The organism is Prevotella ihumii (assembly GCF_900155655.1).
GTDB classification, from domain to species: Bacteria; Bacteroidota; Bacteroidia; order Bacteroidales; family Bacteroidaceae; genus Prevotella; species Prevotella ihumii.
The window spans coordinates 1,524,291-1,537,736 of the sequence record NZ_LT706987.1 but is presented as its reverse complement, the minus strand read 5'-3'; the positions used below and the strand labels follow the sequence as shown (position 1 = coordinate 1,537,736).

Annotated in this window: 9 protein-coding genes; 4 read left to right on the top strand and 5 right to left on the bottom strand. The window is 43.0% G+C overall.

The genetic code is table 11. The features are described 5' to 3' along the window. Positions 1-139 precede the first annotated feature (139 nt). From gmk to CZ367_RS07040, 4 genes are all read right to left on the bottom strand, one after another. The gene (gene gmk, locus CZ367_RS07050; protein WP_077196219.1) at positions 140-712 is read right to left on the bottom strand and encodes a guanylate kinase; all 573 of its coding nucleotides are present in this window, start codon (positions 710-712) and stop codon (positions 140-142) included. Positions 713-769: 57 nt separating this feature from the next. Then, complete coding sequence (locus tag CZ367_RS07045; RefSeq protein WP_077196218.1) at positions 770-1,654, bottom strand: YicC/YloC family endoribonuclease; 885 nt, start codon at positions 1,652-1,654, stop codon at positions 770-772. Positions 1,655-1,772: 118 nt separating this feature from the next. After that, entirely contained in the window at positions 1,773-1,955 is a 183-nt protein-coding gene (locus CZ367_RS15395; protein ID WP_154669300.1) for a hypothetical protein, read from the bottom strand. After that, on the bottom strand, positions 1,894-3,078 hold the full coding sequence (locus CZ367_RS07040; protein ID WP_144006022.1) for a phosphatase PAP2 family protein: 1,185 nt from the start codon (positions 3,076-3,078) through the stop codon (positions 1,894-1,896). The genes CZ367_RS15395 and CZ367_RS07040 overlap by 62 nt, the downstream gene beginning before the upstream one ends. 715 nt (positions 3,079-3,793) lie before the next feature. On the opposite strand from CZ367_RS07040, the gene CZ367_RS07030 reads away from it, so the two are divergent. From CZ367_RS07030 to CZ367_RS07015, 4 genes are all read left to right on the top strand, one after another. Further along, a complete protein-coding gene (locus CZ367_RS07030; protein WP_077196215.1) occupies positions 3,794-6,487 on the top strand; it encodes a 4-alpha-glucanotransferase in 2,694 nt (897 codons plus the stop codon). 75 nt (positions 6,488-6,562) lie between these two features. Continuing rightward, a complete protein-coding gene (locus CZ367_RS07025) occupies positions 6,563-8,758 on the top strand; it encodes a glycoside hydrolase family 97 protein (RefSeq protein WP_077196214.1) in 2,196 nt (731 codons plus the stop codon). 87 nt (positions 8,759-8,845) lie between these two features. Then, positions 8,846-10,759 carry a type I pullulanase gene (gene pulA, locus CZ367_RS07020; protein WP_077197389.1) on the top strand — a complete coding sequence of 638 codons (1,914 nt, stop codon included), beginning with the start codon at positions 8,846-8,848 and terminating at the stop codon, positions 10,757-10,759. Between the two features lie 19 nt (positions 10,760-10,778). Then, positions 10,779-12,629, top strand: a complete 1,851-nt coding sequence (locus tag CZ367_RS07015; protein ID WP_077196213.1) for a glycoside hydrolase family 13 protein — start codon at positions 10,779-10,781, stop codon at positions 12,627-12,629. A gap of 128 nt (positions 12,630-12,757) precedes the next feature. Here the strand turns inward: CZ367_RS07015 and CZ367_RS07010 are convergent, their stop codons facing one another. Continuing rightward, positions 12,758-13,381 carry a hypothetical protein gene (locus CZ367_RS07010; RefSeq protein WP_077196212.1) on the bottom strand — a complete coding sequence of 208 codons (624 nt, stop codon included), beginning with the start codon at positions 13,379-13,381 and terminating at the stop codon, positions 12,758-12,760. Between the last annotated feature and the right edge of the window lie 65 nt (positions 13,382-13,446).

The following is a 13,446-nucleotide window of genomic DNA, read 5'->3' as shown; positions in this document are numbered from 1 at the left end:
ATAGGTAAAATAAAGTCAAAATAAGACAAAAGACATCTCATAAGTTTCAAAAATAATAAAGTAAGCACCTAAACTGGTCTAATGACCGATTTGGGTTAAAGAAGCCTCGCCCAACACAGGTTGAACGAGGCATTATAGTTTATTTTTCAATAAAATTGCGTATCACTTCGTAGGCTTCCGCCTTAGCCTTTTCCAAATCATCGTTCACTATGATATGGTCGAATTTTGGTGCAAAGGTAAGTTCGTATTCAGCTTTTGCTATTCTGTTTTCTATAGCTTCCGCTGTATCAGTTTGTCTTCCTTCCAATCGCTTTCTAAGTTCGGCAATCGAAGGAGGCTGTATGAAGAGGCTTAAAGCCTTTTCGCCGTAAAAGTTTTTGACGTTGCAACCGCCTTTTACATCAACATCAAAGATTACGTTCTGCCCTTTAGCCACCTGCGTTTCGACCTGCGACTTCAGCGTACCATAAAAACGGTCTTCGTAAACTTCTTCGTATTCCAAAAATTCGTCAGCCTTTATCTTATCTTTAAATTCGTTTGGCGAAAGGAAGATGTATTCCACCCCATGCTGCTCTGTACCTCTTGGTGCACGTGTGGTGCAACTGATAGAGAAAGCCAATTGCAGTTCTGGGTGTTCTTTCATCAACCATTGCACAATCGTGCTTTTGCCTGCGCCCGATGGAGCTGAAAAGATAATCAATTTTCCGTTCATTCGTTTGTTTGTTTTAGTTGAGAAATAGTGTGCCTGTTTACAACGTTTCAGCCCTTCTTAGAGCACGTTCAGCACCTGTTCCTTTATCTGTTCCAACTCGTCTTTCATCATCACAACAATGTTTTGCATCTCTGCTTGGTTGCTCTTCGAGCCAGTTGTGTTGATTTCGCGTCCCATCTCTTGTGCTATAAAACCCAACTTCTTGCCCACGCCGTGTGCAGTCTCTGCCATTGTCTCACGGAAGTAGTTCAGGTGGTTGGTCAATCGTTGCCTCTCCTCGCTTATATCCAATTTCTCTATATAGTAAATGAGTTCCTGTTCCAAACGATTCTTATCGTAATCGATAGTTGGAATTTGCTTCAATCCTTCTATGATGCGTTCTTTTATCTTAGGCACACGACTCTCCTCGTAAGGTTCAATTTCTTTAAGCAAACGTTCAATATTGTCCACCTTTTCATTGAATTTACGTTCCAATGCCGCACCTTCTTGCGTGCGAAACGCTATAAGTCGAGCCACCGCCTCTTCTATGGCTTCGAGGGCATACTTCCATTCCTCTTCCTCCAACACGTCCACTTCGGTTTTTGTGGTAACATCAGGCAAGCGCAACAATATCTTGTACCATTCGCTGCCTTTAGGTTCTTCTATCCCCGTTTGTTCCGAAATAGCCTTTATTTGGTGGTAGTAATTTTCTACCAACTGTGTATTGATAGGCGTTGCATCTAAGAGTGTATCCTTCTCCACCCATAGTGAAAAGTCTACCTTTCCTCGTTCTACACGTTGCGAAATAAGTTGTCGTATCTCCATTTCCTTCTCTCGATAGAGCGGAGCAATACGAGCTGAGAGGTCTAAATTCTTACTGTTCAGCGATTTTATTTCAACGTTGATTTTCTTTTCTTTATAGGTTACCACAGCTTTGCCGTAGCCTGTCATTGATAGTATCATTAGCTAATAACTTTTTTAACCACTGCAAATGTACAAAAAAGGTGTGACAATACCAAAGTAATAGTGAAATACTAAGGATATTGCCACTTTCATTCTGTTTGCACTTTAGGTGCTATTATTATTTAAACCCAAATCTGTCATTAGACTGGTCAGACTTGTCGGACGGGTCGGACGGGTCGGACAAGTCTGACAAGTCGGACGGGTCGGACAAGTCGGACTGGTCTGACGACCGATTTGGGTTAAAAATTGATAAGAAATGCCGTTCCCAATGTGAGCGAGTGCATATATTTACGGCTGCCACTGCTGTGATAGGGTAGTAGATCGTAATCTACCAATAGGCGAAATCCATAGCGTTGGCGTGCTTTAAACGTTACCGATAGTCCTGTTCCAAGTCCTGCGCTACTGCGCGAGTCAATAACATAACTTGTAAGCTGTAAGTCGGGATAATGTACGTATTGTGCCAAAATCTTACTCCCTATGAGCCAACGACTTGATAGCGGATAAGAGAAGTATGCACCTACACCCATTTTCAGCGCATCAAACGAATCGTCCTCGGCTATCTTTTCGTCTACAATGATAGCAGTGCGCATTGCCGACAGTCGTCCGCCAACACCTATGTATGGACTGAAGAAGTGAGCACCCTCTACCGATACAATGCTACCCGATGAAGTTTTTAATTCAGAGTTTTCGTTTATTTCATAGTTGCTGATGGGAATACTAATTTCAAAATTCAAACTTAAGAACGATGGCTTATCATACTTGCGAAAAACTTCCATCTCGTTAGTAGGTCGCAAACCACGATTTTTAAAAATCAAGTCAGCAAAATAGTAACCCACCTCTGCTGACAAAATGCCTATTCCAGCCCCTGTCAGCACGTCGCTCAACCAATGTTTGTTGTTTGCCATACGCATCAACCCCGTAGCCGACGCCACTCCGTATGCGCCAATTCCTATCCACGGACTTTTATGACCATACTCCTTAGTGAGCATCGTAGCTGTCATAAAAGCGGTGGCAGTGTGCCCCGAAGGGTACGAATGTCGGTCTGTACCGTCTGGGCGTCTTACTTTTGTGGTAAATTTCAACGAGTTGACCATTCCTGCCATCAATGCAGCCGAAAAAGCATCAGAGGTTAGCATACGCCCCCAACTGCTTCGGCTTTCTACACCAGCCGACTTCATACCCAACAACACTGCTGCTGGTGCATATTGCAGATAGTCGTCTACGTGTCGGCGGAACTTAGGCAAATAGTCGTTCCTTAAACTTCTAAAATGCTTATTTTGGCCTTTCACAATAAGTCCCATTGCTATAAGCGGTGCACTGGTATAAGCTATTCGTGCAAACTTATTGTTAGAAAGTTTTTCCAAGACGGGATTGTCCGCTTCTTTTCTTTCCGTTGTATCGGGCATTAACTGCAAACTGTCCATAACGTAGGTTGTATTACCTTCGCTATTGAGGCTGTCCACAACATATTCGCTTTGTGCTTTAACCTCACTCCCAATTATCAATGCGCTTGCAAGGGCTATGTTTCGAAAGATACTATATATCTGCATTAGTTTTATTCGTTATGCGTATTGGTTCACCTTATTATATATATGCCAAGGTGCAATTCGCCTTTTCGGAGCGCAAAATTACACATTTATTTGTACGAGGGCAAATTTTAGCAACAGAAATAAAGAACAATCACCGTTTTTTCATTATCCTTTTTAAATCCCTACTTAATTCATTGGTTTTCAAAGAGTTATATTTTACCTCCAAAACATATATGTTTTACCACCCAAAACATATATGTTTTACCCTCCCAAAGTTCAACTTTGACAACCCCAAACATATATGTTTTGCTTTTCAAAGATTGATGTATTAGATTGGAAAGATGGAGTGAGGAAAAATAGAACAATAATCCCCTATTTCCTAAAGCATTGTATCAAAGCCTTAAGACAAATCGAATTTAGCGAAACTATTTGCGCATAACCTATTTTTCTACCTAAAACGTTTGATATTTTATCGTTAAACAAGTAGTTATAAATGAATATTGCAATAAAATGTAAACGTTTGCGCAATAATTGATATAAATCATCTCTATTTATAGTGTAGCATTACTTTTTTATGCTTATCTTTGAGGAAAAATTACTAATAAGCTCTATGAAGATAGAATTTTGCATAGAATATCAGACCTATTATGGACAAGATTTCGTCCTTAATATTGTAACAGGACAACGTGGTAGTGAAACTGACACAGCTCAATACCGTATGCACACTGTAGACGGACTTCATTGGATGGTAGACATCGACAAAGAAGTGAAGCCAGGGACACAGTTGGAGTATTATTACAGCATTCACGTAGGCGACACCGAACAGATGACGGAATGGACAGTAGTTCCACACCGCCTTGTATTCAATGCCAAAGAGGCACGCTCGTACAAGGTGTTCGACCACTGGCGCAACATTCCCGAAAATGCTTATTTGTACACAGCAGCCATTACCGACTGTGTAGCAGGCACTAAGGTTGATAAACCTTCTGCACGTATGTACAGCAAGTGTGTTTGCATAAAGGTGCAAGCACCGCAGCTGAGCAAAGGCGATACGCTTTGCATAGCTGGTAGCGACCCATTGATGGGTGCATGGAAAGAAAGCAAGGCACTAAAAATGGTGCAGCAAGGTGTGAACGAGTGGGCGGTGTGCATTGACGCTGCAAAGTTGGCTGATAGAAAGTTGGAATTCAAATTCTTAATAGAAAATACAGAAAAAGAATATTTACCTATATGGGAAAACAGCAACAACCGCACCATAGAGTTGCCCATTATGGACGAAGGCGATGTGGTAGTTTACGAGCTCTCTGAAGTCTACTTCACATTACCTCCTGTGCGTGTGGCTGGTACGCTTGTTCCTGTATTTTCGTTGCGTTCAAATGAGAGCTTTGGTGTGGGCGACTTTGGCGATTTGAAAAAGATGGTAGACTGGGTTAGCCATACCCGTCAGCGCATTTTACAGATATTGCCTATCAACGACACCACTATCACACACACGTGGACAGACTCTTATCCTTATTCGTGCATCTCTATCTTTGCCCTTCACCCTCAATATGCTGACCTCAATAGTTTGCCAGCATTGAAGGATAAGGCACAGAGAGACAAGTTTGAGGCTTTGCGTAAAGAGCTTAATGCCTTGTCGCAAATAGACTACGAACGTGTGAATGAAGCTAAAAACGAATATCTCCGCCTCTTGTTCGAACAGGAAGGTAAGGGTGCTATGGCAAGTAGTGCATTCAAAAACTTCTTCATAGAAAACCAAAGTTGGCTTGTACCTTACGCTCAATATAGCTACTTGCGTGAGGTGAATGGCACTGCTGATTTCTCAAAGTGGGCAGACCACAACCAATGGGACGAGGCTGAACGTGCTGCACTGACTTCGCCACGTACAAAGGCTTACAAGGACGTGGCGTTCTACTACTACGTACAATACGTTCTCAGTAGTCAGCTCAAGGCGGTACACGAGTATGCTACTGCCAAACGTGTAATTCTAAAGGGCGATATACCTATCGGCGTAAATCGTTACGGCTGCGATGTGTGGACCGAACCACGTTATTTCAATCTCAATGGTCAAGCGGGCGCACCTCCTGACGACTTCTCTGTGAACGGACAGAACTGGGGCTTCCCTACATACAATTGGGATGAGATGGTAAAAGATGGTTGCCAATGGTGGATACGTCGCTTCCAAAATATGGCAAACTATTTTGATGCTTACCGCATCGACCACGTGTTGGGTTTCTTCCGTATTTGGGAAATTCCTGTACATTCGGTTCACGGCTTGTTAGGACAGTTCTCACCATCATTGGGAATGAGTCGTGAGGAGATAGAAGGTTACGGATTGCACTGGCAAGAAGAATTGTTCACCGAACCTTTCATCACCGATTGGGTGTTAGAACGCATTTTCCGTGAACACGCTGACGAAGTGCGCAACACCTATCTTGAACGTACGTGGGGCGACCGTTATCGTATGCGCCCTGAATATGATACGCAACGTAAGGTGGAAGCCGTGTTTGAGGGACGAACAACCGAGAAAGACATTTGGATACGTGACGGCTTGTATGCCTTGATTAGTGATGTACTCTTTGTTCGCGACCATAAAGACCCTAACAAGTTCCACCCACGCATCACGGTTCAGATGGATTTCATTTACGAGAGCTTGTACGACAGCGATAAAGCTATCTTCAATCGTCTTTATAACGACTATTTCTATCGCCGCAACAATCAGTTCTGGTATCAAGAAGCAATGAAGAAACTTCCTAAACTTGTCAATGCCACACGTATGTTGGTGTGTGCTGAAGACTTGGGAATGGTACCCGACTGTGTGGCTTGGGTGATGAACGAGCTAAAGATATTGAGCCTTGAAATACAGAGTATGCCGAAAGACCCAAAGGTGAAGTTCGGACATTTGAACACTAATCCTTATCGCAGTGTGAGCACTATCTCTACCCACGATATGGCAACGTTGCGCCAGTGGTGGGACGAGGATTGGGATAGAACACAAGACTACTTCAATAGTATGTTGCATCAAGGTGGTCCTGCTCCGCACCCATTACCGGGGTGGTTGGCACGAGAGGTTGTCAACAGACATCTTACCTCTCCAAGTATGCTTTGCGTATTGGGCATTCAGGATTGGATGAGCATTGACGAGCGTTTGCGATTGGCTGATGCCGATGCCGAGCGAATTAATATTCCGGCTAATCCAAAACATTATTGGCGATACCGAATGCACGTTAGCATAGAACAGTTGATGGATAATGTAGATTTTAACAACAATATAACAGATTTGATTTCTCAGTCTGGACGATAAACAACATTGGGCAATGGGGCGCAGCGAGGCTGTGTCCCACTGCTCGTATATATCAAGGTATAGAAAACAGGTATTATGAAGAGAATAAAGTTGATAGCTTTCTTGCTTGTTTGCTCCGTAATAGCAGTGGCGCAAGAAATGCAAAATGGTATGCCAAATGTTATTAAGTCTGTCAATTCTCCACAAGGTAAAGTGTGTTTAGCATTTAGTATTCAGAATGGCAAACCTTGTTATCGTGTGGCTTATAAAGATAAGGACGTTGTGAAAAAGTCGTTCCTTGGTTTGGAATTGGCTAAGAGCAAGCACGCCAGCAAGGGAATGGGCGAAACCGATTTGATGGACGGCTTTGTGTTGGCAGATGATAAGACAACAACTTTCGATGAAACTTGGAAACCTGTTTGGGGTGAATCTGCAGCGATAAGAAACCATTACAACGAGTTGGCAGTTACGTTAAAGCAACCTAAAACCAATCGTGAAATGATTGTACGCTTCCGTGTTTATGATGATGGAGTGGGTTTCCGCTATGAGTTTCCACAACAGAAGGAACTCAATTATTTCATTATCAAAGAAGAACATACACAGTTTGCAATGGCTGGAGACCATAAAGCGTGGTGGTTGCCTGGTGATTACGACACACAAGAGCAAGAGACACAGGAGAGCAAATTGTCTGAAATACGCTCAAAGTTTCACGATGCAGTGAATTGGGGCAATTCTTCAGTGGCAGTATTTTCTGAAACGGGGGTTCAAACTGCATTGCAGATGAAGACAAACGACGGGCTTTACATCAATCTACACGAAGCTGCGTGTGTGAATTATCCAACGATGCACCTCAATTTAGACGATAAATATATGGTGTTTGAGAGTTGGTTGACACCTGATGCTACAGGTATGAAAGGCTATATGCAGACCCCTTGTCAGTCTCCTTGGCGTACTATTCTTGTGAGCGATGATGCTCGTGAGATGCTTTCAAGCAACTTAATTCTTAATTTGAACGAACCTTGCAAAATAGAAGATACAAGTTGGATTCACCCAACCAAGTATATTGGCGTTTGGTGGGAGATGATTGCAGGTAAGAACAGTTGGAATTACACAGATGAATTTCCATCTGTAAAACTTGGTGAAACCGATTACAGCAAAGCAAAACCTAATGGTAAGCACGGCGCAACGACTGCAAACGTGAAGAAATACATCGACTTTGCAGCTGAAAATGGTATTGACCAAGTGCTTGTAGAAGGATGGAACATAGGGTGGGAAGACTGGATTGGACACTCAAAGGATTATGTTTTCGACTTCGTGACGCCATATCCAGATTTCGATATAGCATATTTGAACAAGTATGCACACGAAAAAGGCGTGAAATTGATGATGCATCACGAAACATCATCAAGTACTCAGAACTACGAACGTCACCTTGAAAAGGCTTTCAACTTGATGAATAAGTACGGATACGATGCTGTTAAGACGGGCTATGTGGGCGATATAATCCCAAGAGGTGAATATCACTTTTCGCAAACATTGAACAACCATTATATGCACGTTATAGAAGAAGCGGCGAAACATCATATTATGGTGAATGCACACGAGGCAGTTCGCCCAACAGGATTGTGTCGTACATATCCAAATATGATAGGTAACGAAAGTGCACGTGGCACAGAATATGAAGCATTTGGCGGCAGTAAGCCCGACCATACTGTTATTTTGCCGTTTACACGACTACAAGGTGGACCTATGGACTACACCCCTGGTATTCTTGAAACCCAATTGAACACTTGGAGCGATAACCCTAACATCGTACATACCACGCTTGTAGGACAATTGGCACTCTATGTTACAATGTATAGTCCGTTGCAAATGGCAGCCGATTTGCCTGAAAATTACAAGAAATATTACGATGCTTTCCAGTTCATAAAGGACGTTCCTTGCGATTGGAGTCAAAGTATTTACTTGGAAGCAGAGCCTGCCGACTACATCACAGTGGCTCGTCAGGACAAGAACTCAAATGATTGGTACATCGGAGGTAAATGTGACGAAAACGGACACAGGAGCAATATCAAGCTCGACTTCCTTCTTGATGGTTGTATATACGACTGCACAATCTATGCCGATACAAAGAATGCTGATTACAAGACCAATCCAAAGGCATACAAGATTACACATAAGAGAGTGAAGAAAGGCGATATCTTGAAACTTACAATGGCACCTGGTGGAGGTTTTGCTATCAGCTTAAAGGCAGTAGAAAGCATCAATCCTGCAATAAAAGTTCAGAAGTAACGTATAAAAAGATAACGGGTGGGGAACGGTAAGTATAGAAAAGACTGCCCATTCCTCACCCTTTCACATATAAAAACCTATATGCTTATGAAACCCAAATATTATTCAGCACTTGCGTTTGGAGCATTTCTAATGTCACAAACAGCACTTGCGCAGACTCAATTTAACGAGGTGCAATACACGCCCAATAGCACTGTCTTCAAGTTAAACGCACCAACTAAGCCGCTTTTACGCATTTATAATGCAGGAAAAGGTGGAAAGGTAGAAAAGAAAATGAAGATGAAAAAAACCGCAAACAACGTGTGGGAAACTACCGTGAGCGGAGATTTGAAAGGCAAGTTTTACACCTTCGACATAGGAAAGGGAGAAACCCCAGGAGTATTTGCTAAAGCTGTTGGTATCAACGGACAACGTGGAGCAGTGATAGATATGCAAACCACAAATCCCAAAGGTTGGGAAAACGATAGCCGACTAACCTTAAAAAGCCCTGCCGACCTCATTATCTACGAGATGCACCATCGTGATTTCTCTATTGATGCCTCATCAGAACTTGTGAACAAGGGCAAGTTTCTTGCATTAACCGAGCCAAAGGCTATCCAACATTTAAAGAGCCTTGGCATCAATGCTGTCCATATTTTGCCCTCTTACGATTATGCTTCGGTAGACGAAACCAACACTTCAACTCCTCAATACAATTGGGGTTACGACCCATTGAACTACAACGTACCTGAAGGAAGCTATGCAACTAATGCCGCACTCCCAAGCCAACGTATTTTAGAGTTCAAGCAAATGGTGCAAGCTCTCCATAAAGCAGGTATCAGAGTTATTCTTGACGTAGTTTACAATCATACGTTTGATATTGCAGGAAGCAATTTTGAACGCACATACCCTAAGGCTTACTATCGTTATACTGCCGACGGAAAGCCCAGTAACGGCTCTGGTTGTGGCAACGAAACTGCATCAGAACACCCATTGATGAGACAGTTTATGCTCGAAAGTATGAAATATTGGGTGAACGAATACCACATTGATGGCTTCCGTGTCGACCTTATGGGCGTTCACGATATAGAAACAATGAACCTTATTCGCAAAGAAATCAGTGCTATCGACCCAAATGTGTTCATCTATGGCGAAGGTTGGAGTGCTGGCTCGTGCGCTTATCCTACCGAAAAACTCGCACTCAAGGCTAATGTAAAACAAATGCCAGGTATTGCAGCCTTCTCTGACGAACTTCGTGATGCCCTCCGTGGGCCATTCTCTGACGACAAACAAGCAGCTTTCCTCGGTGGTATTGCAGGTTTTGAAGAAAGCATCAAGGCGGGAATTACAGGTATGATAGCTCACCCACAAGTAGATTATACAAAGGTAAACTACGCTAAAGAGCCTTGGGCAACCCAGCCTACACAGATGATTTCGTATGTTAGCTGCCACGACGATATGTGTCTTGTCGACCGCATCAAAGCCTCTATCCCCGAAGCGACCTACGATACAGAAGCCATTATTCGCTTAAATCTCCTTGCACAAACAGCCGTTTTCACCTCACAAGGCATACCTTTTATGCTCTCTGGCGAAGAAATGCTCCGTGATAAGAAAGGGGTACACAACTCTTTCAACTCGCCTGACGAAATCAATCATTTGGATTGGAACAACTTAAATGTCTATCCACAAGTCTTTGCTTACTACAAAGGACTCATCAACATTCGTAAGCAGCACCCTGCATTCCGTCTTGGCAATGCCGACCTTGTGCGAAAGCACCTCGAATTTCTACCTGTGCAGGATTGTGTGGTAGCCTTTAAGCTGAAGAACCACGCAGGTGGTGACAAGTGGAACAATATTTACGTCATTCTCAATGGCAATAGAGACCTCCGCACTATCAATCTGCCACAAGGTAAATATACCATTGTTGCCAATAATGGTGAAGCCAATGAGGCTGGATTGGGCGAGATGGAAGGCGGAGAAGTTATGATTGACGGACAAAACGCTTTGATTTTACACGATTAAAAATTAGATATAAAAACCAATGAAAAGGATAACCTTATTGCTCTCGCTTTGCCTTATTGCACTTTGTGCGAGTGCCAAGATTGAAGTTAAGAAGCTCGAACCTACCACTTGGTATGTGGGTATGAAAGACGTTTCGTTGCAGTTGATGGCTTATGGCGAAAACATTCGCGATGCCGAAGTCAATATTAATTACCAAGGTGTTCGTATCGACTCGCTTGTACGTTTGGATTCGCCCAACTATCTGCTCATCTATCTCAACTTGAAAGATGCCCAAGCAGGTACAATGAACATTGATTTCAAGGTAGGAAAGCAAAAGACAACCGTAAAGTATAGTCTGCTCAACCGTGCTATGCGTGGCGAAGACCGCAAAGGGTTCGACAATTCGGATGTGCTTTATATGCTTATGCCCGACCGTTTTGCCAATGGCAACCCTAAGAACGATGTTATCAAAGGTATGCAAGACCAACTCTGCAACCGCAACGAACCAAGTTTGCGACACGGAGGCGACATTGCTGGCATTATGCAACACCTTGACTACTTCACCGATTTAGGCGTTACTGCTCTTTGGTTTACCCCTGTTCTGGAGAACGACCGCCCTGCCGATGGAGGCAAGCACAGCACCTATCACGGCTATGCCACCACCGATTACTATCGTGTAGACCCACGCTTCGGAACAAACGACGACTACAAAGCCCTTATCGCTGCGTGCCATCAGCGAGGAATGAAGGTGGTAATGGATATGATTTTCAACCACTGTGGCGATTATCACGCATGGAACAAGGACGTGCCTTCAAAGAACTGGTTTAACAACCCTAACTATGGATTGCAAACGTCTTATAAGCTCACCCCTGTACTCGACCCTTACGCAAGCAAGGTAGATATGGCTGAAACGGTAGACGGCTGGTTTGTTAGCTCAATGCCCGACCTCAATCAGCGCAACCCACACGTAATGCAGTACCTCATTCAGAACTCTATTTGGTGGATAGAGACAGTAGGCATCGATGGCATTCGTATGGATACCTATCCTTATGCCGACCGCAAGGCAATGGCACAATGGATGAAACGCCTCGATACCGAGTACCCTAACTTCAACACCGTAGGCGAAACGTGGGTTACAGAGCCTGCTTATACCGCTGCTTGGCAAAAGGATAGCAAACTATCTGACGAGAATAGCTACCTCAAAACCGTAATGGATTTTGCTTTTTTCGACCGCCTTTCGATGGCAAAAAATGAAGAAACAGACGATTGGTGGAAAGGTTTGAACCGTATTTATACCTCGTTGTGCTTCGATTACCTCTACACCAACCCATCAAATGTGATGGCTTTCATCGAAAATCACGATACCGACCGCTTCCTTGGCAACGGCAAAGACACCTTAGCTCTGAAACAGGCACTTGCTCTTCTGCTCACAATGAACCGTACACCACAGCTGTATTATGGTACAGAAATCTTGATGAACGGCACAAAAGAAGTAACTGATGGCAATGTGCGTAAAGATTTCCCGGGAGGTTTTGCAGACGATGCAGTGAACAAGTTTACCCCAGAAGGTCGTACAGCTGACGAAAACGCAATGTTCCGCTTCACTTCACGTCTCCTCCATTGGCGACAAGGCAACGAGGTGATAACCCAAGGCAAGCAAACCCAGTTTATTCCTTATCACGGCATTTACGTTTTAGCTCGGCAACACAAAGGCAAAACGGTGCTTACCATTCTCAATGGGCGAAATAAAATGGGCAAAATGGACGTAAAACGCTATGCCGAAGTAATTGGCAACTCAACGAAAGCCATTGACATCACCACAGATAAGACCATTGACCTATCAACCGACCTTACCCTTTCGCCTCGTCAAACAATGGTGTTAGAGTTCTAAGCTAGCACACAAGAACACATTCCTTATATACAGAAAAATGGTTGATGCGCACAGTTTGCCTTACTTACAGCAAATAGTTATCGCATCAACCATTTCTCATCTCTTTCCCATTAATCCCAAATCGGTCGTTAGACTTCTTCGAGATTTGCGCGCTTATTTTGAGTTATTTTTGGTTGTTTTTTCCTTTTATATTCCTTCAACACCTTCGCAACCTTCTCCAATGTAGAACAACTCGTTACATACTTGCCATCTACAAAGACGTGATAAGGAGCATAATTTATTGATTTTAGGGATACGCCTAACAAGCGTTCGAAGAAGAAACGATTGTATTTTAGCTTTATTTTGGTATTGTCTGCATTGGTATCAACCATCAGTAATGGTACATTACTTGCCCTTGGAGGAAGTCCACCACCGCCATCAGAGATTAAAAGGATGTCAACTCCTTCTGCTCTACAAGTAGCTACCGCTACCTCTGTGGAGTTAGAAGTTTCGTTTCCATATTCGCAAACTACCACTATGTCGCGTTCTTTTACATAGTCTTGCACCTGTTCAACCGATACTTTGTAGACTTTAGAGAAGTCGGTTATCGCCGAAATCTTATCTCCACAGTCTACTATCTTATCTTTTCCAACCTCTTTAGGGGTATAGTCAATAATGCTCTCTTCATCTTTGCTACAAGCAGAGAGAAAGATAAGAAGAACAAAAGCTAAGAGATAGCTTGTCTTGTTTTTGTAAATTATTGAATTGAACATAATATAACTATGGTTTATGATTGAATATGCAAATTTAATCATTTGTCGTTAAACAAAGAAATATT

Coding starts and splice junctions, on each gene's coding strand:
- gmk (WP_077196219.1), bottom strand. CDS start 712: ATGAACGGAAAATTGATTATCTTTTCAGCTCCATCGGGCGCAGGCAAA.
- CZ367_RS07045 (WP_077196218.1), bottom strand. CDS start 1,654: ATGATACTATCAATGACAGGCTACGGCAAAGCTGTGGTAACCTATAAA.
- CZ367_RS07040 (WP_144006022.1), bottom strand. CDS start 3,078: ATGGACAGTTTGCAGTTAATGCCCGATACAACGGAAAGAAAAGAAGCG.
- CZ367_RS07030 (WP_077196215.1), top strand. CDS start 3,794: ATGAAGATAGAATTTTGCATAGAATATCAGACCTATTATGGACAAGAT.
- CZ367_RS07025 (WP_077196214.1), top strand. CDS start 6,563: ATGAAGAGAATAAAGTTGATAGCTTTCTTGCTTGTTTGCTCCGTAATA.
- pulA (WP_077197389.1), top strand. CDS start 8,846: ATGAAACCCAAATATTATTCAGCACTTGCGTTTGGAGCATTTCTAATG.
- CZ367_RS07015 (WP_077196213.1), top strand. CDS start 10,779: ATGAAAAGGATAACCTTATTGCTCTCGCTTTGCCTTATTGCACTTTGT.
- CZ367_RS07010 (WP_077196212.1), bottom strand. CDS start 13,381: ATGTTCAATTCAATAATTTACAAAAACAAGACAAGCTATCTCTTAGCT.